This window comes from Photobacterium chitinilyticum, from assembly GCF_004104355.1.
Taxonomy (GTDB): Bacteria; Pseudomonadota; Gammaproteobacteria; order Enterobacterales; family Vibrionaceae; genus Photobacterium; species Photobacterium chitinilyticum.
Genome location: NZ_RJLM01000001.1, coordinates 1,358,184 through 1,380,322 on the forward strand (window position 1 = coordinate 1,358,184; position 22,139 = coordinate 1,380,322).

Genomic DNA, 22,139 nt, shown 5'->3' on the forward strand with positions numbered 1-22,139 from the left:
TTATCCTCATTTGGAACGACGGGACATAACTATGAAGCAAACACTAAAGTTATCTCTGGCCATTTCGATTCTGGCACTAATACTCACAGGCTGCGACAGTAATAGTGCTCAGGACAAAGAACTGATCAAATCGCTAGAAGCTAAAATCCAGACCCTCGAAAAACAACTAGAACAAGTTGAACCTGAACAGCTCACAACAGCTGCAGGAAACGTCGATGCTAGCGCTTTAGAAGACAAAATTGCCAGCCTCGAGAAACAACTTTCCAGTAACAAAACTACCACCGAACAATCTGGAGGCACCCTTGATAAGGTAAAAAAACAAGGCTACGTCCAATGCGGGGTGAGCACTGGCTTACCCGGTTTTTCTAACCCTAATGCAAACGGCGAGTGGGAAGGATTAGATGTAGAGTTCTGTCAGGCCGTTGCCGCAGCCACGATTGGCGATAAAACAAAAGTAAAATATATCCCGCTAACCACAAAAGAACGTTTTACTGCCCTTCAATCAGGTGAAGTTGACCTGTTAGTCCGAAATACAACTTGGACCCTCCACCGTGATACCGCGTTGGGAGTAATTTTTGCTGGCGTGAATTACTATGATGGGCAAGGTTTTATGGTTAAGAAAAATCTTGGTATTTCCAGTGCTACAGAGCTTGATGGTAAATCGGTGTGTGTCCAGTCTGGTACGACAACAGAACTGAACCTTGCCGACTATTTCCGCTTTCGCGAGATGAAGTACACGCCAGTCGTATTTGATACAGAAGACAAAACCGTTAACGGTTTCAAGACCGGCCAGTGTGATGTGATGACTACCGATCAGTCAGCACTTTATGCACACCGGTTAGGCATGGATGATCCAGACTCTGTTATTGTACTACCCGAACTTATTTCCAAAGAGCCACTTGGACCAGCGGTTCGCCAAGGGGATGATCAATGGTTCAACATCGTCAAGTGGACCCTCTATACCATGTTACATGCCGAAGATTTAGGGGTCTCCTCTATCAGCGTTGATGATATGAAAAACTCGAATGATCCAAATATTCGTCGCCTCATTGGATTAGACGGCCCGAAAGGAAAAGGACTCGGCCTAAATGATGACTGGAGTTTCCAGGTGATCAAGCAAGTCGGTAACTACAGCGAAAGTTTTGAGCGCACTGTCGGTATGAGCTCCCCGCTCAAGGTAAGACGTGATGTGAATGCACTTTGGCGTGATGGCGGTATTCAGTACGCTCCACCAATTCGATAACCTCCGCCACAAAATATCAAGGGGGGATCAATCTCCCCTGCTCAATCAACATAAAGTTAATACCAACAGCAAACCTTGTGACCTAAATCCGACAACCCAACTCTCCTCTACTCCAAACGCTGCCAAAACCGCCAGCTCACACAGTACTATTTACCAATTATGTGAGCCAACTAGGAGTTGAAACATTAATTTACAACTTAGAGAACCAAGATAATGAATTGTTAAGTATTATCTGTGTCAACTACTTACAGCAGGCGTATAGCAATAAGTATTCCCTTAAATGTGTATTGATGACTTGCATTTATAAGCGAATACCCCAATATATGTCATATCAGCTATCACCATAACTAACCCTGAGGGGAGTGTTTTATGAACGATCGTATTGTCAATCGTGGCTCAGCTTACGAAAGCGTACTTTCAACTAACAAAGTTCTACGCAATACATATTTTCTTCTATCGCTAACCCTTGTTTGGTCAGCTGTAGTTGCAGGCTCCGCGATGGCAATGAACCTTCCGCACCCAGGCCTGATTATTACTTTAGTTGGCTTTTACGGCCTGATGTTCCTGACGGAAAAGAACCGTGACAGCGGTTTAGGTATCGTCTTTACGTTCGCTCTTACTGGCTTCATGGGGTATACCCTTGGACCGATTCTGAACATGTACATCGGTGCTGGTATGGGCCATGCCATTATTCCTGCACTAGGCGGTACAGCATTAACCTTTATGGCATGTTCGGCTTACGCATTAACAACCAAGCGTGATCTATCGTTCCTTGGCGGAATGATCCTTGCTGGCTTCGTTGCTATTGTGGTGGCAGTTATTGCTAATATCTTCCTGCAGATGCCAATGCTTTCACTAGCTATTAGCGGTATGTTCGTACTATTCTCATCGGCAGCAATATTGCTGACCACCCAGAACATCGTTCGTGGTGGTGAAACGAACTACATCTCTGCAACAGTGACCCTGTATGTATCTATCTACAACCTATTCCTGAGTCTGCTTCAGATCCTCGGTATCATGGGTGGTGATGATTAATCATTGCGATTAATTCGTTGAAAAAAAGCGCCTTGAAAGGCGCTTTTTTATTATCTCAGCTCACCAATTGATACTTTTACTTGCAGCCTTATGCCTTAATCACTATTCTTGCCCCGTTCAAAATATCGAGGCACACCATGCTTGAATTTGAAGGCAAACAAATCGAAACAGACGCTCATGGCTATCTGAAAAATATTGATGACTGGTCAGTTGAGCTTGTTCCCCTTCTTGCTGACGAAGAAGGAATTGAGCTTAGCGAAGCACATTGGGAAGTAGTTCACTTCGTACGTGATTTCTACAAAGAGTTTAATACCTCTCCGGCCATTCGCATGCTAGTTAAAGCGATGGCTAAAAAATACGGCGAAGAAAAGGGCAGCTCACGCTACCTGTATAAGCTTTTTCCTAAAGGGCCGGCAAAGCAAGCCACCAAGCTAGCTGGGCTACCCAAGCCAGTTAAATGCATCTAAACCAATAATGCTGGTGACTAGATCCTGGCACCTAGAGCCAGAGCTTTCAGTTCTAGGTTCTAGGTTCTAGCTCTACATAATTTCAAAGCCATCAATATGACGCTACTCAATCTCTTCAGCTTCCACGCTGTCCACTCTTGAGGTTCTCGGACCTGTATTCAACCAATGCAATAACTGGCTCACCTTTTCTTCGTGGCCGCAGGCCAATACCTCAACACTGCCATCGGGTAAATTCTTCGCATAACCCGTAAGCCCGCACTTTAGCCCTTCATGTGCAGTATGAAACCTAAATCCAACTCCCTGCACCATTCCCTTGATCATAGCTTTTACACAAATTTGCGACATGGATCACCTCAAGAATTTCCTAACTATCCCGATAAATGCTTAGTATGCGCTTTATCAATAAGCCGCGGTATACCACCAGCTAAACATAGGATGCCCTAATGAAAGAAGTTGCCTTTCGATGGATCGATAAGTATCTCATTCATATAACAATACAAGAAAAATTTTATATTCTCTTCCTGCTTCCAATCGTTGCAGTTCTAAGTATCAGTGCAATTTTAGTTGATGCCGCAGGTGAACAACGTATTGAAATCACGACTAATCAACTAAACTCAACCGCTGCATTGTTGTCTGAGTACAAGGTTAGCCAATCTGATGCTTCCACCTTGCTCGCCAAAACCGATCTCCAAATCGGCAGTGCCGAACTGTCGACTGTGGTACCGGGTATGAATTACTCAATCACCACCAATGGCATACCTAACCTTTTCAACTACCTATCTCCCGCTCAAATCAGCATAATAGCCATTATACTGATTGTTGTTCTGGTTGCTGTGTACTACATCATGAGCTTCATTGGCGGTGCTATGTTCACGACCAACAAAGCTTTGCAAGCGCTCGCTGATGGTGATTTAACCAATCGCCTCAATTTCTTCAAAGTCCGTGACGAATTTAGCACTCTCGCAATCACAATTGACCGTGTTAGCAAAAGAGAACAAAAACTGGTTCAGGCAACACAGCAGGCAACCGCCTTGATGCAGCAAATCAGCAGCGATCTACGTCAGCGTAGTCATGAAAGTGAGTCACTTTCTTCTGAACAGCAGCAGCACTTGGACTCTCTGGCCAGTGCCACCGAAGAAATGGCGACATCAATCCGTGAAGTGGCAACCCATGCTCATGAAACCTCGGAGCAAACACGAGAAGCTCAACAAGTCTCTGAAAACGGCCGAGCTCAGGTAAATCAAACTCGTTCAGCCATTTCAGGGCTAAGCTCCGATATCAGTCAGGCATCTGATGCCGTCACTGAACTGGATAGCAATGCGGCGAAAATCGATGATGTTGTGACAACCATCAATGGCATATCAGAACAAACCAACCTACTCGCACTTAACGCAGCCATCGAAGCTGCTCGTGCCGGCGAGCAAGGTCGAGGCTTCGCAGTCGTTGCCGATGAAGTTCGAACGCTGGCGGGCCGAACACAAAGCGCTACAGTCGAAATCCAGCAAATGATCGAATCCCTGCAGCAAAACAGCCAACAGCTCATGGGGGTGATGAAGAACACGGTTGAGAATGCCAGTAGCAGCGAACAGCTCATGGACTCTGTTGACAGTGAAATCAATCAGATCACCGAACGTAACCAGCTCATCTCTGACCGCAGTACCGAGATCGCAGCCGCCGCTGAGCAGCAAGGAGCTGTCGCTGACAATATCGCGACCAGCGTCGAGCAAGTTCGCTCCCAGTCAAGCCAGATTTGTAACGTGATAACCCAGTCGGCCAATCAAATAGAACGATTGAACCGACAAGCCGAAGAGCTTGAATCATTAATGAGTGGTCTTAAAGCTTAAATTAATACTCTGTGGCGATCTCAGGGTGCGCAGCTATGCGCCCCCTTTTTGTTTACAGCTACCTAAATATTTGCCGCGACCAATACATATCAAGTACATTTACCCTGCCGCTAGCCATAAGATAAATTTGCTTTTCCACTTTACGGACAACATAATACGCGACCATTCCGAACTCCTTACTGGGCAAGTCATGACTGTTTCAATTTATCTGGTAAAAGGCCGAGAAAAATCACTTCGCCGCCGCCATCCTTGGGTCTTTTCACGTGGTATTCAACGAATGGAAGGTAAACCTTCTCTTGGTGAAACCGTTGAGATTTTCGACCATAAGGGCGAATGGTTGGCTCGTGGTGCATATTCTCCACAATCTCAAATCCGTGTTCGGATATGGACATTCAATAAAAACGAAGCTGTGGATGTAGATTTCTTCGTTAACCGCTTAAACAACGCGCAAGGTCTACGAGATATTCTGGCACAGCGTGACGGCCTTACGGGTTACCGCCTAATCGCAGCTGAATCTGACGGTCTTCCAGGGATCACCATCGATCGCTATCAGAACTATTTAGTATGCCAACTATTAAGCGCCGGTGCAGAAGCACAGAAGGAAGCGTTAATTGAAGCACTGAACATTTGCTATCCTGACTGCAATGTCTACGAGCGTTCTGATGTTTCTGTACGTAAGAAAGAAGGCCTGAAGCAACGAACTGGAGTACTTTCTGGCGAAGAACCACCAAAATTCGTTACCATCGAAGAGAATGGCGTTAAGATCAATGTTGATATCGCGGGAGGCCACAAGACAGGTTTCTACCTCGACCAACGTGATAGCCGCCAGGCCGCTGTCAAATATGTTGATGGCAAGCGTGTACTTAACTGCTTCTGTTATACCGGTGGTTTTGGCCTATATGCGCTTAAAGGCGGTGCGAGCGAAGTAATCAATGTCGATGTATCTCAGCCAGCGCTGGATACAGCTCGACTCAACGCAGAAATGAACAACCTTCCTGTTGAAAATGCAGAGTTTGTGAATGCTGACGTATTCAAATTGCTGCGAGAATACCGTGAACGCGGCGAACAGTTTGATGTGGTTATCATGGATCCGCCAAAATTTGCTGAATCTAAATCTCAGCTGGTTGGCGCATGTCGTGGTTACAAAGATATCAATATGCTGGCGATGCAAATCCTCAAGCCTGGCGGTACGCTTCTGACTTACTCCTGCTCAGGTTTGATGGACAATAACCTGTTCCAGAAAATTATTGCTGATGCCGCTCTTGATGCAAAACGTGAAGTCCAGTTTATAGAACGCTTCAGCCAAGCGGCTGATCACCCTCTGGATAGTGCCTATCCTGAAGGTTTCTACCTAAAAGGCTTCGCCTGCTACGTGAAATAGTAGACGTTAGAAAGCCAGGCGTTAAAGTCTGGCTTTCTTTCCTAGCTCAGGCTGGCGGCAATACAGCCGCATAACGTCATAATAAACAAAAACCATTTCAATGTTTCAGGTTTGGCTTTGATCGCCATTTTAACAGCTAAGTTTGCACCAAACATTGTCCCGAAAGCCAGAATCAGCCCCGGTACCCACATCACCAGCCCTTCAGCAACAAAAAGTCCCAGCGCAACGATGGTAAAAACTAACGTACACAACATTTTTAACGCGTTAGCTCTAACCAGATCATAGCGAAGCGTACCGGCGAGAGCCGCAAGTAGTACAAAACCAACGCCAGCCTGTACAAAGCCGCCATAGAAACCAGCAAGACCTAATCCCCACCAGGAGCTAGGTGTCTCCATCACTTTTCGGCTAAGCGTACCCGGCTCGGGTGCAACAATAGAAGGCTTAACCAGAATAATAAAAGCCATTGCCAACATGGTGCCAAGCAGTAGCGGCTTTATCCACTCTGGCGGGGCATAAGCAGCCCCCGCGGCCCCAAGCAAGCCACCGACGACAGACGGGATCAAAATGGGCACAGTGTCAGATGTGTCTAATTTACCGTGCTTACGAAATCCGACGACAGCAGTCAGTCCCTGGATCACGACTCCTACCCGGTTAGTCGCATTGGCAACCTCAGCAGGCATTCCCATGACCATCAGTGCCGGCAGCGTCAGATTTGATCCTCCTCCAGCCAGCGTATTGATAATGCCAGCCAAAAAACCTGTAACCAACAACAAAATAACTTGAAGAAGCGTGATATCCATATACTTTTCAACTTCCTATTTAATTTTGTATCAGTTATACATTAATCTTTGCGCTATACGCTACAGCATTCAGGTTATATTCAGGCCGTGAGCGCCAAACTGCTGTCATTATAGAACCATCAAGGAACCGACATGAAATTTCGTACTGCCATTCTAGCCTTAGCCGCATGCGGGTTAAGTTTTTCTGCTCTTGCAAATGTCAAACTAGAACTTCCCTACAGCGCGGAGCTCGTTCTAGTCAACGGCCTTGAAGCCGACGGAAACGACCCCGTTTTATTGAGCAACGGAGAAAACCAAGTCGCGTTCCGTTACCAAGATAGCTACCGTGAAAATGGAGAACACCAGCTGTTCAAATCTGATGTAGTCATCATGAAGTTTTCTGGTCAAGATTCAACTTACCACCTTGAACTACCAAAACTTCGCACGGCGCAAGATACCCAGAGATTCAACAAAAGTCCTGCTCTGACGCTTACAGATGGCCAAGGGAAGTCGATTGATTTTCAGCAAGATAAACTCATGAAGCACGGTTTACAGTTCGGACGTGATCTAGAAAAGGAAATTGCGCAGTACAACCTAACAGACAAGCCTGCCGCACTTAAGTCCGCTGTAGCAATCACCACATTGCCAGCTATCGCCCCTGTCGGTGATACCCAGCAACAAGGTAAAAATGTTGCTGAGAATATGCTTAACTACTGGTATTCCCAGGCTGACGAAGCAACACGTGAGCGCTTCAAAGCAAGCATCAACCAGTCATAACGGCTCAGGACTGACACTTGTAGTAAAAGAAAGGCTCAGCATCGCTGAGCCTTTCTTTTTGCCGGCTTAATTCATTAACATTAAATACGTTTCAGCCTTCATCTCTTTGAGTATTTGTTGATAAAGGCAAGGAACTAAATCAAATGACACTGCACTACCTTCCGTCAACTTTACCAACTTTACCCAATCAGCAAATTCATTCGCTATAACCATATTAACCCATTGCTGCAAATCGCCTCCGGCAATTGCTTCTCGGTGCAAAACAAGCTTGTTTTATTTACACACCATCAGCATTTTTTTGCGATTTGCCATGTAAAAATCGACAATAATAGATTCCTTTCGAGGTTATTTTTCTATAGTTATTTCACGGCGAATCTAAAGAGCAAATACGCCGAATTTTTAATTATTACCGATAATATAACAACGACTTAAGGATGATAAAATGAATCATTTGAAACACGGAAAGGTGATAAAGCACACTTTCAGGTTAAGTGCCCTCACTGTTTCATGCATACTCGCCTTCAACGCCCAGGCGGCAATGGACTGCAGCACAATTGAAGCATGGGACAGTACTAAAGCCTACAGTGGCGGAACTCAGGTTCAGGAGACTAACAAGGTTTATAAAGCCAACTGGTGGAGCCAGGGAAATAACCCGACAGCCAACACTGGCGAATGGAGTTTCGTCGACGACTGCAGCCCCAACGGCAACATAGCACCAACAGTATCACTAACTTCACCTTCAGGCAGTGCCAATATTACCGCTGGTGAAACGGTTTCCGTGTCGGCTAACGCCTCAGATACTGACGGCACCATTGATAAAGTCGAATTTTATGTTGGCCTGTCTCTTATCGCGACCGTTTCCAGTGCGCCTTATATGACAAACTGGACCGCGACAGCTGGTAGTCACACAATAACAGCCAAGGCATTTGATAATAATGGCGCAATTGCAGAGTCTGCAACCTCTGTTACTGTCAAGGAAGGCAGCACTGGCAATACGGCACCGTTCGTCGATCTGGCAATTTCCGCGACCTCTGTTAATGCTGGCACAGCAGTCACACTGTCATCTCAGGCAACTGATTCAGACGGCACTGTTGATAAAGTCGACTTTTTCGTCAACGGTACCTTGGTAGGAACTTCGGCAGCAGCACCTTTCTCCTTAGTCTATACGCCTACGCAGGCTGGTACGCTCAGTATTCATGCCCGTGCAACTGACAACCTTGGCGCAACTTCTGAGTCTCCAACGGTACAGTTAATCGTAAATGGCGGCAGCGTAGCCAAAGACTGTCGCCCTGACGGACTCTACCAAACAGAAGGAATCACTGTCCCATACTGTACTGTTTATGACGATCAAGGCCGTGAACTAATGGGTGCCGATCACCCACGTCGTGTTATTGGTTACTTTACCAGCTGGCGCGCCGGTGATGACCCGCAAACCTCTTACCTAGTTAAAGATATCCCCTGGGAGCAGCTAACGCACATCAACTATGCATTCGTCAGTATTGGCGCCGATGGCAAAGTCAATATTGGCAACGTCAACGATCCAACCAACCCGGCAGTCGGTATGGAATGGAATGGCGTTGAGATTGATCCTTCGCTCGGCTTCAAAGGCCACTTCGGAGCACTCGCAACAGCGAAAGCCAAGCATGATGTAAAAACCCTGATTTCTATTGGTGGCTGGGCTGAAACTGGCGGTCACTTCGGGGCCGATGGCAATCGTGTTGCTGATGGTGGCTTCTATACTATGACCACAAATGCCGACGGCAGCATCAATCACGCAGGGATCCAGAAATTTGTCGACTCTGCCGTAGCAATGATGCGCCAATATAAGTTTGACGGTCTTGATATTGACTATGAATACCCAACGTCAATGGCCGGTGCCGGCAACCCAGATGATAAAGCATTCATGGAACCACGACGCCAGTACCTGTGGGCTTCTTACCAGGAGCTAATGAAAGTGCTTCGTCAGAAAATAGACCAAGCCTCAGCACAAGACGGTACTCACTACATGTTAACCATTGCCGCCCCATCCTCTGGTTACTTGCTACGTGGTATGGAGGCTTTTGATGTCACCAAATACCTCGATTACGTCAACATCATGTCTTATGACTTACATGGCGCCTGGAACGAACATGTCGGCCATAACGCGGCGCTGTTTGATACTGGCAAAGACTCAGAGCTTGCGATGTGGGACGTCTATAACACAGCACAGTACGGTGGCATTGGTTACCTGAATACTGACTGGGCATACCACTATTTCCGTGGTTCGATGCCTGCTGGTCGAATAAATATCGGTGTTCCGTACTATACCCGTGGCTGGCAAGGTGTAAATGGCGGCGAGAATGGATTATGGGGACTTGCTCCACTGCCTAATCAAGCTGAATGCCTCCCAGGAACTGGCGAAGGACAGAAAAATAACTGCGGTAATGGCGCAATGGGTATTGATAACCTATGGCATGACAAAGGCGCGGCAGGTAACGAGATGGGGGCAGGCTCTAACCCTATGTGGCACGCAATGAACCTTGCTCAGGGTATTTACGGCTCTTACACCGCTGCATACGGATTGACACCGTCAACCCACCCACTAACAGGCACCTACACCCGTAATTATGATTCTGTTGCGGTTGCTCCATGGCTGTGGAACCCCGAAAAAAAGGTTTTCCTATCAACTGAGGACGAACAATCTATCAACACCAAAGCTGACTATGTGATGAACCAAGAAATCGGTGGCATCATGTTCTGGGAACTGGCAGGTGACTATAGCTGTTATATGCTAGACGCCAATGGAAACCGTACCTCTATAGATGCAACAGAAAATGCCTGTAAAACCGGAAATGGCGAATACCATATGGGTAACACCATGACCAAGGCAATCTACAACAAGTTCAAATCAGCAACACCCTATGGCAACAAAATAGCTACCGGAGCAATTCCGACTGAAGCCCTTGATATTGCAGTCGCAGTTGGTGGCTTTAAAGTTGGTGACCAGAACTACCCAATCAATCCGAAGGTTACCTTCACCAACAACACCGGCTATGAGATACCAGGTGGAACCGAATTCCAGTTTGATATTCCGGTTTCAGCTCCTGATAATGCAAAAGATCAATCAGGCGGCGGTTTAAAGGTCATAGCGTCAGGTCATAGCCGCGCCAACAACATTGGTGGCCTTGATGGTGTAATGCACCGTGTATCCTTTAGCCTACCGAGCTGGAAGAGCCTGCCAGCAGGCGGTACCTATGAGCTAGACATGGTCTACTACCTACCGATCTCAGGTCCGGCAAACTACAGCGTGAACGTGAGCGGTAAGGATTATGCCTTTAAGTTCGAACAGCCAAGCTTGCCAATCGGTGATATTTCAGCGGGTGGCGGAAATGGCGGTGGTGATGGCGGTCAATGTGTAACAGCGGGGCTGAACACCTACCCTAACTGGCCACAGGCAGATTGGGCTGGAACCCCAAGTCACGCAAACCAAGGTGATAAAATTATTCACAATGGCGTTGTATACGAAGCAATTTGGTGGACAAATTCTGTTCCCGGAAGCGATAGCACCTGGTCTACAGTGTGCAAAATTTAAGCACTTGTTAGCTTTATAGCTTAGCGCGGGGTGTTTCCCGCGCTTTTTTATTTGAATTGACCATTTTTCGACCAGTTAGACTTCAGCGCCACACAAAAACAAGCGTCAAAATCACGTCACATGATGCACCGGCGTGCTTATCGTTTTTTTGACGCCCTATCTAGCAGCCAGAAAAAATGCGATATTGTGCTCAAAAAACAGACAAACAGTTCAAGTGGTGATAATTCATTCTTTCCAAACAAGGTTTTATATATTATGTCTATAAAACAGGGAATTATAAAGTAATCAATAATAACATTCTCATCTTTAGGATATTTTGCACAAACATGACATAGATAGGGTGATAATAATAAAGTTCATACCTAACATTATGTAATTAAAAATAAACGTTCTTTCCCACCTAAATAAAACCGGATTTTTTTGCACTCATGCTTGTCATTACCTAGTTAATTCAAGCCTAAACTTTATATTATTTTATGGTAAAGTCTCGCCATCTTAGTCATAAATCAAACAATAGAGTGTTTAAGAAGAACAATGAAGAAGGCAATTTACCTTTTCATCTTGGTTTTTTTCTATTTGCCGCTGCAAGTATCTGCTAGTAATACTCACAGTAACTCATATAGTAAAGTTAATAACCCTGATGTCGTCATTAACCATGTATATGAAGAAGCAAATTTAAAAGGAATTATTGATTATCAAGTATTTAAAGAAGGCTATAACGCCTACTATAATACCAAAGGAAGAAAAAAACAGTTACTTACAATCATTGATTACAGTAAGCCTTCGACAGAGAAACGCTTTTTTGTTATTGATTTGAAAAGAAACAAGCTGGTTTACAACACATATGTTTCGCATGGTGTAAACAGCGGTGGCAGAGAAGCCAAACGCTTCTCAAACACAGTTAACTCTCGGCAGACATCTTTAGGGACGTACCTAACAGATACAACATACTACGGCGGTAATGGTTACTCATTAAAACTTGATGGCCTGACTCACGGTGTAAACGACAATGCGCGTCGACGCTATATCGTAATCCATGGGGCGAAATACGCTACAGAATCATTCATCAAGCGAAATGGGTACCTAGGGCGTAGCTGGGGTTGTCCTGCCCTACCAACAGGTTTATCTCGACAAATTATTGATACCATTAAAGGTGGTAGTGTTATTTACGCACACGCGTAATATCAACGAGCATCTTGAGATCACTTGTATATAATATCACTAGCGGCTGTTATATTTATTAACAGCCCTTATCTCTTAACAGTACTTTACTGTAAAAAATAATGTAGGAAGACATATTCACCACATCGATAAATCTCATTCCATGATTCAACTAATACCTCTTATACCAAAGTTATCCAAAAATACTTATTTCAGTAAGAATTCCTTGACTACAGGATTAGCTCGCTAGGTATAGTTGTCGCCTCAAGTACTGCCATAAATATACCGTTCTTTGTTCTCGCCCCCATCAGATAAGTGTCTTGAAGCCGTAGGCCTTCGCTTGCCATAAAATAAGTGAGCTCCAACTTAGCATCACCACTTAATTCCAGCCCAAAACCAAACTGTTCACCAGAGGCTTTCATCACAACTTGGGGCGATTTCATTCCGGAGGCATATTCTCCCTCAACAAAACTCTTTGCATAAATATCACAAAGGACAACACTACCTATAGCGGAATGTCGTCGGATTTCTCGCAGCGAAGTTCTAACCGATTTTTCATTAAGATAGAGAGTAACACCTTCCCACAAAAACATTGTCCTCTTGGCCGAATCATATCCTGCCTGTTTAAGTTTTTCATACCAATGCGGTTTCGCAAAGTCGACAGGAACAAAAGTAACATGGCTTGCATCGATACCAGCTTTACTGAGGCTAGCAATTTTAAGTTGTTGAGTCTTTTCCTTATCCAGTTCAAAACAATGGACCTGACAAGACTTAAGTCGACTGAAGCATCGCGTATCAAAGCCAGCCCCCAAACAGACAAACTGCTCAATACTGTTTCGGTACTTATCAATAAGTAAGTCAAAATAGAGGGTACGAGCCGTTACAAGATGCGACAGACCTTCCTCTTCCTGTTGCGGGATCACCGGATAGCCATAGGTACGTCCGCAAATCCTGTAACGAAGGTAACTTGGAAAAAAGATCAACCACAACCCTAATACAGAATTATTCGGTAGTGCTCGATGAAGCTGCAGAGAAACCCGATCTTCTCTCAAGCCAAAAATATGCATGATCCAGCGACCGTTAATAACTTCAACGGCTGTCGACGAGACACCTAATTGCCAACTGACATAAACCTGTTTATAAATTATCAGTATCAATCCCAAAACGGCCAACGGGATGAAAAGAATTTGCACAAAGGCAAAAATGACTAAAGCGATTACATTCATACAGTAGCCACCTCCCCTCCCTCAACATTCCTCGCCGAGACACGTGCTATCCATGCCTATATGCTGAGTTGTTACAGCATACTCATTTCTTTTGATACTAGACCATCCTCCTGTTGATAGCTTTTAGTACGTGTTAAGGGCCATTTGGGGCAAAAAAAATCCCTGCTTGAGCAGGGATTCTAGAATTACTTTTAAAACTTACTGTGATTAAGCAAGTACTTCTTCAGCTGATACGTATGGAAGATCCAGAGCAACTGCAACTTCATCACAAGTGATCTGACCACGGTATACGTTTAGACCGTTTAGTAGATGCTTGTCTTCCTGTAGCGCAGCTTTGTAACCTTTATCGGCTAGCTTCAGGATATACGGTAGCGTTACGTTGTTTAGTGCGAACGTAGATGTACGCGCAACTGCACCAGGCATGTTCGCTACACAGTAATGAACAACATCATCAACAATATAAGTAGGATCACTGTGAGTAGTCGCGTGTGAAGTTTCTACACAGCCGCCCTGGTCGATTGCAACATCAACAATCGCAGCACCTGGCTTCATGTTCTTAATCATTTCAGCAGTAACCAGCTTCGGTGCAGCAGCACCAGCGACCAGTACACCACCAATAACAAGGTCAGCTTCAAGTACGTGCTTTTCGATAGCATCTTTAGTTGAGTATACGCACTGAACAGAACCGCCAAACTGCGCATCTAGATTACGTAATACGTCGATATTACGGTCAAGTACAACAACGTTTGCACGTAGGCCAACTGCCATTTGTGCTGCGTTTGCACCGACTACACCACCACCGATGATTACAACTTTTGCTGGCTCAACACCCGGAACACCAGCAAGCAGCATACCGCGGCCGCCTTTTGATTTCTCAAGAGCAAACGCACCAGCCTGAATAGACATACGACCTGCTACTTCTGACATTGGAGCCAATAGTGGTAGGCGACCTTTGTCATCAGTTACTGTTTCGTATGCAATACATACTGCTTTGCTATTCACCAGATCTATGGTCTGCTCTGGATCTGGGGCAAGGTGAAGGTAGGTAAACAGGATTTGACCTTCACGAAGCATCGCACGCTCAACAGCCTGCGGCTCCTTAACTTTAACGATCATTTCTGATTCAGCAAAAACAGCTTCTGCTGTCGGAAGAATTTGAGCACCTGCATCAATGAAATCCTGATCACTGAAGCCGATACCTGTACCCGCTAATGTCTCAACATACACAGTATGGCCATGTGCAACTGCTTCGCTTACTGAAGCTGGAACCATACCCACACGGTACTCATGAACTTTAATTTCCTTAGGTACACCAATAATCATCTTTGTATCCTTGCTGCCTTGTTTAAAAGTTATATACACAATAAAGAAAAACTCTTGGAATGTGCCACCAATTTTTAACCTATTTACAACAAATGAATCTAGTATTTTGTTCTGCTGTGGCACAATAATCTGTTTTTGACTTAGCTCACACAACATTAGTTCAACTTTAAAGCCCAAACCAGACCACTAATCTAAAATTTAAAGACAAACCAGTTGTTATCACCACCAAGACATCAGCAAGCAGTCATAGTGACTAGCTAGAAATATGAAATAACATGCAAATAACGGGTAAATTCAATATTTTGAAGCACCTCAGATAGAGGAATATTCAGAATTTCGGTCTTTGATAGCAGAATTGTATACATGTAATAAAACCCCAGCACCAGTCAAAATAGCAACAGGAGATCACAGAAAATAAACATTTAATTGATATTTTTGTGCCATGGAGCACAGTTTGGAGGATATAAAAAAAGCCGCAAAAGCGGCTTTTATGAAAATGAAAGAGCGCAACTAATTAGTCTTCAAAATCCCAAGGCATATCTGGCAATGCATTCAGGTTTTCACTATAACGCTTCAAATCAAAGCTGCCTTCGTTTTTTGCAACGTCAAATACCTCAACAGACAATGCACAAGCAATCATCTGAATAGCTTCTTCTCTTGGCGTACCCGTCATTACCAAGCGCATGAGGGTTTCCTTAACTTTGATAGGATTACCTTCAGCTAGCTGATTTTCTACCGTTTCAACCAGCATATCGCCAGTCATGATCTCATCATTTTGCATAATTAAACCTGTAAATTTTGCCTACAACACCATTCTATACGAATTGTCGCTAACTCTAACCGTATACGGCCTCGAATTCTTTCGCAGCATGGCGAGGTAGATGTATTAAATCAGCCACCGTTGAATGGGCTTGCACCATTGTCTCGAAATGGTAGTCAGGCGTGATAAGCCAATCATGCTGCTCTTCATTGATCAACACAACTTTCAACCCCGCCGAATAGGCCGATTGCACACCTGTGAAACTGTCCTCAATGGCGATCACCTGTGAGGCATGGAAGCCCAATGTCTCACAGGCATAATGGTAAATATCTGGTTCGGGTTTGTTCTTGTCGACATCTTCACCACAGAAAACATAATCAAATAGATCAAGCCAGCCGTGGCGATGTAAAATCCCTTCGACATACACTCTTGGTGCACCAGTCACTACAGCTAAAGGCAAATGCCCATGCAATTTATGCAGTATTTCTTCCGCCCCAACCTTTGCAGGGATTGTTCCTTGCTGCAAAGCTTCTCGCGTACGTAGCTCCATCTGGACAAGCATTTGCTCAATTGAAAGATCCAATGAAAAACGCGCTTTTAATGCAACGGCAACTTTATCCCAGGTAACACCTGCGTATTCGCTCAAAAATAGTGCCGATGGCATTTCTTTACCAAGCTTAGCCAGATAACTCGACCAATTGTTAGCATGGAACACCTCCGAGTCAACCAGGGTGCCATCAAAGTCAAAACAAATTGCCTGCATGTAATTTATATCCTAACTATCAGCTACTTCAGGGTAGCTTGGGTATAGTATGAACTCACCATCGTTTCCGCAAATAAAGTTAGCGGGTTTTCAGCTGTGCCATAAATGTATCGAGGGGAACCGGCTTGCTAAAATAAAAGCCCTGAACATACTTGCACTTTAACTCACGAAGGATATCTAGCTGTGCCTTGGTTTCGACCCCTTCGGCGACCACTTTAATGCCAAGCTTATGGCTGAGGTCGATGATCAGAGAAACTAATGTCAGGCTGTCTTGGCTCGATCCGAGCTCTTTAATGAAGCCCCTGTCAATTTTGATAATATCAGGACGTAATTCAACCACAGCACTCAGCGAAGAATAGCCGGTGCCAAAGTCATCTAAAGCAACCTGAATATCCCGCTGTTTGAAGTAGCCCAGCAAACTTTGGATGTCACTGCTTTCCTGAGAGGCTGTCGATTCTGTAATCTCAACAATTATAGATTTATCAGGTAGCCCGTATTGCTCGATCACCTCCCAAACTTGTAGCTCATCACTACTGTTAATGAACTCTTTCACCGAGCGGTTAACAGATATACTCAACCTAGTATGACCAGCATCATGCAGCTTTTTCAAATCTCGGCAGGCCTGATGTAAGACAAACGCTCCCACTTGCTTGATAAGGCCATACTTTTCAGCAATAGGTATAAAGGCTACCGGAGAAATATCGCCCTCTACGTCATCATGCCAGCGCACAAGAGCTTCAAGCTTATTTATCTCACCAGTCTGAGCATTCACAATTGGCTGGTAATGCACCGTTAGCGCTTCTTCGGCAATCGCTTTTTTCAGGCGATCGCGTAACTTAAGTTTTTGAATGTACTCTGACTGAAGTTCGCCGTCATATTCACAAAACCCGTTCCGCCCCTGCCCCTTCATGTTATACATGGCATAATCTGCATTTTTTAACAATGCATGGTGAGTCAAGCCACTATCAGGAAAGGCTGATATACCAATGCTGACGGTGGTATTGATCTCTATGCCCTCTATGTACAGCGGCTTGGATATTGCCGTAACGATATCCTGAGCGCGTTCTTTAGCGTCTGAGGCTGCGATATTCGGCAGCAAAATACAAAACTCATCGCCACCATAACGACATATATTGTCTTTTTCATGGAATAATTTCTTCAACCGATCGGCAATATGTGTCAGAACCCGGTCACCAAAGTCATGACCATACAGATCATTAATCGACTTAAAGTCATCCATATCAATAAACAACAGAGAGAAAACGTGGCTATTCTTATGCACCGAATTAATTAACTGCTCTACACGGTGGATAAAGCTGCGACGATTGACCAAACCGGTAAGGGGATCATAATAAGCAAAAAAAGTTAGCTGCTCTTCCGCTTTTTTCCAATGGCTAATATCTCGAAATACAGCAACATAGTTGATAACCTCATCATTGCTGTCCCGAATCACGTTGATCGATATCTCTTCAGGATATATCTCGCCATTTTTCCGTTTGTTCCAAACTTCTCCCTTCCAGTGGCCACTTGTATTCAAGCTATACCAAAGCGACTGATAATATTCTTTGTCATGAAGGCCCGAAGACAGTACGTTCGGCGTTAAACCCAACAACTCTTTTTCCCGATAACCTGTCGTTTGTTCGAAGGCTCGATTTACGGAAATAATCTTGTTGGCTTTATCAGTGATCAAAATACATTCAGAAGTATTATCAAAGACAACCTGAGCGCGACTTAGCTGTCGCCTTGCTTCAACAGTATTCGTGATATCTCGCTGAATACCGGCAATACGAATTGGACAGCCTTTGGCGTCCTTTGCAATCACACTGCCTTTTAGTTTTAACCAGCGCTCATTGCCATCATCAAACTGCGGATAATGCTCTTCGCTCAAGCGAAATTCGAACTGGAATACACTGGTAAAATTTTGCTGGATAAAGCGCTGGAAAAAATTCAGCCCTTCGATACGATCCTCAGAATGGATACAGTCTAGCCACTCAGAAAAATCCCTACCATTTTGCGGTTTTTCCCGGTCAAGAATGCTCCAAAATTTAGGAGAGGTAAAAAACTCGCCGGTAACGAGATCGTACTCCCAAATTCCTTCCTCAACAGAGTTGAATGTCGTATTTAGTTTATGAGATGTTTTGGTCAGTTTTGCTGAAATCTGATAGACATCGGTAACATCATGAACGGTACCACGCATCAACAACGGTTTACCGTTTCTATCACGTGTGACATCAGCGCGTTTCCGTAAATACTTGATTGAACCGTCTGCTAACTGTACCCGGTGAACTAGATTGTAGCTAATTGACTCCGATTCAATAGAACTATTAAGGGTACTGATTACCCACTCTCTATCTTCCGGGTGAATAAATTCAGACAGCAGCTCGAGCGACGGCACTACCGATGTATCCTCAATACCATAAATACGGTAAACCTCTTGGCTCCAGGTAATTGCGCGTGATGTTAAGTCCCAGTGCCAACTGCCCACCTTTGCAACGCGTTGGCCTTCCTCCAGCTCCCACTGTAGTTTCTCTTGTTTCGACAATAATGCTGAATACTTCAATTCCATACCAAGAAAATAGCTGAGCTCATCACACCAGGCCTTCGATTCCTCTGAATGTTCATAATGCTCTTCAAACAAACAGACAATGATACCAACAGGCTCACAGCTCTGGGCAAAAACAGGCACTCCCAAGTAAGCTTCGGCATCTAATTCCTGTAACGCTACATCCTGGGGAAAAAGGGCTATAACATCAGAAGGGTAACAACAAGATAGACTCGTCGTCTTGACCTCCTGACAGGGCGTCCCCAATAGCGAATAAGTAAAGTTATCTTTTAGCTTGCCCGCATCGCGATATGAGAGGGTATTCGCATAATTCTGAGAATCATCAAAGCAACCAATAAAGCAATGCTTGGGTGATAAGTGTTCAAACAGGAGATTAGTGATTTGGTCAAACAACTGATTTCCATGTAAATTTTGTAAAGATTTCTCTATTGTTTTATTCATCACTTGTTTAAGAACACTCTGAACGATAATGCAAGACTAAGAATATTTCCTAGTTATATATGCGAAACGCCTGAGACTTTACAACATGGGTTCTGTTTATTAAAGGAAACTATACAAGTGTTGATGCCATTATCTAAGAATATTGATTGGTATCACTTTATCCCCCTATGGAATTACAGGGCATAGTCAAGAGGCATGCCGTCCCCTAAGGTATGAAAAAACACTTTAGCCAAAAACCCTTATTGTTCACAATCAGGTTAGTTAACAACCTGATCTTTAGGATGAGCAGGAAGCCGGATTGAGATTAATGTCGTTATTGCAAGAAACGCAAAGGAGACCCATAAACAAGCGGCTAAACCTGATATTTGATACAGCCATCCTGACAGAATAGTACCGATAAGGCGCCCCATCGCATTCGCCATATAATAGAAGCCGACATCCAGCGAAACACCATCATCTTTGGCATAACTCACAATTAAGTATGAATGCAATGATGAGTTCACCGCAAAAACAGCGCCAAAAATAAGCAACCCAGCAACAATCGTAATCTCAGGCTGCCATCCTGTTTGTATTCCAAACGCAACGAGCGCAGTAATCACGGATAGCAAAACGGCCCAGTTCAACGCGGCTTTACCGTCAGGGACAACACCTTTGGCCCTACCGGTGATCCGCGGAGCAAGACCCTGAACAAAACCATAAGCAATCACCCAGAGTGCAAGGAAACCACCAACCCAGGTATGATCCCAACCAAACACCTGCCCCATATAGATAGGTAAGGCAACAACAAACCAGACATCTCGGGCACCAAACAGGAACATACGCGCTGCTGACAAGATATTAATGCTGCTGCTCTTAGAAAAGAGGTGAGTAAACTTCACTTTTTTCTTGGCCTTCCCCATGCCCTTTTCAAGCCATGCCAGGCTCATAAACAACACGACAAACAAGACAGAGGCCATCGCAATCACTGCACCTTTAAAACCAATTGTCGCAAGCAGGAGGCCTCCGATAAAAAATCCGGCTCCTTTCAGCGCATTCTTGGAACCAGTTAATATCGCAATCCACTTATAGAGTGCACCTTGCTGGTTATTGGGTACCAACGTTTTAATGGCACTTTTAGCACTCATCTTATTTAAATCTTTGGCAATTCCTGATAATGCCTGTGCCAACATAACCCAAGGAACGGTTAAGTAGGCACTTGGAACGGCCAACATAAACAATGCCACTACCTGCATCGCCAAGCCGATATTCATGGTCCGGTTCAGACCTAGCTTTGCCCCCAACCAGCCACCAACCAAGTTAGTTACCACACCAAAAAACTCATAGAACAAAAACAATGATGCTATCTGCAAAGGACTATAGCCCAACTGATGAAAATGCAGGACGACCAACATTCTCAAGGCACCGTCTGTCACGGTGAAGTTCCAGTAATTGAACGTCACCAACATATACTGACGAACATCTTTAGACAGATTTGAAAAAGCAACTATCATGTCCATTTCTCTTCTTGGTGTGGTCGTTTATCTTCAAGTAAAAAGCAGTTATGCCAGTCCGACTTTACGGATCAGCTCAGAGGTACGGGTTGCGTAACCCATCTCGTTATCATACCAAGCATAAACTTTAACCATGCGGTTGTTTACGACCATAGTCGACAATGCATCGACGACTGTTGAGCGCTGATCACCTTTGTAATCAATCGATACCAGCGGGCGGTCTTCAAAACCAAGAACGCCAGCCAACTCACCTTCTGCTGCCTCTTTTAATAATTTATTAACTTCTTCGGCAGTTGTATCGCGGCTCACATCAAAGATAATATCCGTCAATGATGCATTAGCCAGCGGCACACGTACCGCATGACCGTTAATCTTGCCTTTTAGCTCGGGGAAAATTTCAACGATTGCCGTGGCAGAACCGGTTGTTGTAGGGATCAGACTCATCCCGCATGCGCGAGCTCGACGCAGATCTTTATGCGGCGCATCCAGAATTGTCTGGGTATTTGTCAGGTCATGAATGGTAGTAAATGAAGACTGCTCGATACCCAATTTCTCGTGGATCACCTTAACCACGGGTGCGATACAGTTTGTGGTACAGGACGCGGCCGTAACTATGCGATGTTTTTCAGCATCAAACAGATGATCGTTAACACCGACAACCACATTCAGCACTCCCTCCTCTTTTACTGGAGCAGAAACGACAACACGCTTAACGCCCTGATCGAGGTATTTCTGCAATAATGATGTTTTACGATGAACGCCTGTCGCCTCCAGCACCACGTCACAACCAGACCAATCTACCGCATCAATATCACGCTCTTTGGTACAACGGATACTGTGATCACCAATTACAATAGAGTTGCCGTCGGTTTTCACCTCGTGATGCCAACGACCTTGTACCGAGTCAAACTCTAGCAGGTGTCCCAGTGTATGGGCATCACCAGCAACATCATTGATCTGAACAAATTCGATTTCAGCCCAATCATAAGCAGCACGTAACGCCAGACGGCCAATACGACCAAAACCATTGATACCGACTTTAATTGCCATTGTTATTGTCCTTTTTTGAGAGTACTAGTTTGATACCGCTACAAGCAATATATGGTAAATCATATATATGACTTTTCAAATATAGTAGCCACATCTAGTTCCGCTGGCTAGATCTTTTTTAGAAGAAATACCAAGATCAGCAATCTAAATGGCACCGACGACTTACCAATGCCTCAAAGGGGAATATGTGGTAGGCCTGCATGGGGAGATAACAAGCCCCACCAAGGTGGGGCTGAGATAGGGAAGTAGTAGAAAGCAGTATGTG

Annotated in this window: 17 protein-coding genes; 8 read left to right on the forward strand and 9 right to left on the reverse strand. The window is 44.7% G+C overall.

Features of this window, described 5'->3' with window-relative positions; translation table 11 throughout:
- Nucleotides 1–31 precede the first annotated feature (31 nt).
- The 3 genes from EDI28_RS05840 to tusE all read left to right on the forward strand — a co-directional run bounded on the left by EDI28_RS05840 (nucleotide 32) and on the right by tusE (nucleotide 2,745).
- Nucleotides 32–1,243 carry a transporter substrate-binding domain-containing protein gene (locus EDI28_RS05840; protein ID WP_128782854.1) on the forward strand — a complete coding sequence of 404 codons (1,212 nt, stop codon included), beginning with the start codon at nucleotides 32–34 and terminating at the stop codon, nucleotides 1,241–1,243.
- 369 nt (nucleotides 1,244–1,612) lie between these two features.
- Nucleotides 1,613–2,278, forward strand: coding sequence for a Bax inhibitor-1/YccA family protein (locus EDI28_RS05845; RefSeq protein WP_128782855.1), 666 nt, complete (start codon nucleotides 1,613–1,615; stop codon nucleotides 2,276–2,278).
- A 137-nt stretch (nucleotides 2,279–2,415) separates the two neighbouring features.
- A complete protein-coding gene (gene tusE, locus EDI28_RS05850; protein WP_128782856.1) occupies nucleotides 2,416–2,745 on the forward strand; it encodes a sulfurtransferase TusE in 330 nt (109 codons plus the stop codon).
- 102 nt (nucleotides 2,746–2,847) lie between these two features.
- Here the strand turns inward: tusE and yccX are convergent, their stop codons facing one another.
- Complete coding sequence (gene yccX / locus EDI28_RS05855; protein ID WP_128782857.1) at nucleotides 2,848–3,090, reverse strand: acylphosphatase; 243 nt, start codon at nucleotides 3,088–3,090, stop codon at nucleotides 2,848–2,850.
- Nucleotides 3,091–3,188: 98 nt separating this feature from the next.
- On the opposite strand from yccX, the gene EDI28_RS05860 reads away from it, so the two are divergent.
- A complete protein-coding gene (locus EDI28_RS05860; RefSeq protein ID WP_128782858.1) occupies nucleotides 3,189–4,589 on the forward strand; it encodes a methyl-accepting chemotaxis protein in 1,401 nt (466 codons plus the stop codon).
- 190 nt (nucleotides 4,590–4,779) lie between these two features.
- A complete protein-coding gene (locus EDI28_RS05865) occupies nucleotides 4,780–5,970 on the forward strand; it encodes a class I SAM-dependent methyltransferase (protein ID WP_128782859.1) in 1,191 nt (396 codons plus the stop codon).
- A gap of 41 nt (nucleotides 5,971–6,011) precedes the next feature.
- Here EDI28_RS05865 and EDI28_RS05870 read toward each other — a convergent pair whose 3' ends face one another.
- On the reverse strand, nucleotides 6,012–6,770 hold the full coding sequence (locus EDI28_RS05870) for a sulfite exporter TauE/SafE family protein (protein WP_128782860.1): 759 nt from the start codon (nucleotides 6,768–6,770) through the stop codon (nucleotides 6,012–6,014).
- 132 nt (nucleotides 6,771–6,902) lie between these two features.
- On the opposite strand from EDI28_RS05870, the gene EDI28_RS05875 reads away from it, so the two are divergent.
- The 3 genes from EDI28_RS05875 (at nucleotide 6,903) to EDI28_RS05885 (ending at nucleotide 12,279) form a co-directional block, all read left to right on the forward strand.
- The gene (locus tag EDI28_RS05875; protein ID WP_128782861.1) at nucleotides 6,903–7,526 is read left to right on the forward strand and encodes a YccT family protein; all 624 of its coding nucleotides are present in this window, start codon (nucleotides 6,903–6,905) and stop codon (nucleotides 7,524–7,526) included.
- Nucleotides 7,527–7,968: 442 nt separating this feature from the next.
- Nucleotides 7,969–11,097: a chitinase C-terminal domain-containing protein gene (locus EDI28_RS05880; RefSeq protein ID WP_128782862.1), complete on the forward strand. Its 3,129-nt coding sequence runs from the start codon at nucleotides 7,969–7,971 to the stop codon at nucleotides 11,095–11,097.
- Between the two features lie 534 nt (nucleotides 11,098–11,631).
- On the forward strand, nucleotides 11,632–12,279 hold the full coding sequence (locus EDI28_RS05885; RefSeq protein ID WP_128782863.1) for a murein L,D-transpeptidase catalytic domain family protein: 648 nt from the start codon (nucleotides 11,632–11,634) through the stop codon (nucleotides 12,277–12,279).
- Nucleotides 12,280–12,488: 209 nt separating this feature from the next.
- Here EDI28_RS05885 and EDI28_RS05890 read toward each other — a convergent pair whose 3' ends face one another.
- The 7 genes from EDI28_RS05890 to EDI28_RS05920 form a co-directional block, all read right to left on the reverse strand.
- On the reverse strand, nucleotides 12,489–13,484 hold the full coding sequence (locus EDI28_RS05890) for a class I SAM-dependent methyltransferase (protein WP_128782864.1): 996 nt from the start codon (nucleotides 13,482–13,484) through the stop codon (nucleotides 12,489–12,491).
- A 207-nt stretch (nucleotides 13,485–13,691) separates the two neighbouring features.
- Entirely contained in the window at nucleotides 13,692–14,807 is a 1,116-nt protein-coding gene (ald, locus tag EDI28_RS05895; RefSeq protein WP_128782865.1) for an alanine dehydrogenase, read from the reverse strand.
- Nucleotides 14,808–15,321: 514 nt separating this feature from the next.
- Nucleotides 15,322–15,588 (reverse strand): hypothetical protein, encoded by a 267-nt coding sequence (locus EDI28_RS05900; RefSeq protein ID WP_128782866.1) that lies wholly within the window; start codon nucleotides 15,586–15,588, stop codon nucleotides 15,322–15,324.
- A gap of 55 nt (nucleotides 15,589–15,643) precedes the next feature.
- Nucleotides 15,644–16,330 carry an HAD family hydrolase gene (locus tag EDI28_RS05905; RefSeq protein WP_128782867.1) on the reverse strand — a complete coding sequence of 229 codons (687 nt, stop codon included), beginning with the start codon at nucleotides 16,328–16,330 and terminating at the stop codon, nucleotides 15,644–15,646.
- Between the two features lie 79 nt (nucleotides 16,331–16,409).
- Nucleotides 16,410–19,286 (reverse strand): sensor domain-containing protein, encoded by a 2,877-nt coding sequence (locus EDI28_RS05910; protein ID WP_164918473.1) that lies wholly within the window; start codon nucleotides 19,284–19,286, stop codon nucleotides 16,410–16,412.
- A 305-nt stretch (nucleotides 19,287–19,591) separates the two neighbouring features.
- Nucleotides 19,592–20,824 (reverse strand): organoarsenical effux MFS transporter ArsJ, encoded by a 1,233-nt coding sequence (arsJ, locus tag EDI28_RS05915; protein ID WP_128783008.1) that lies wholly within the window; start codon nucleotides 20,822–20,824, stop codon nucleotides 19,592–19,594.
- A 48-nt stretch (nucleotides 20,825–20,872) separates the two neighbouring features.
- Entirely contained in the window at nucleotides 20,873–21,874 is a 1,002-nt protein-coding gene (locus EDI28_RS05920) for an ArsJ-associated glyceraldehyde-3-phosphate dehydrogenase (protein ID WP_128782869.1), read from the reverse strand.
- Nucleotides 21,875–22,139 lie beyond the last annotated feature (265 nt).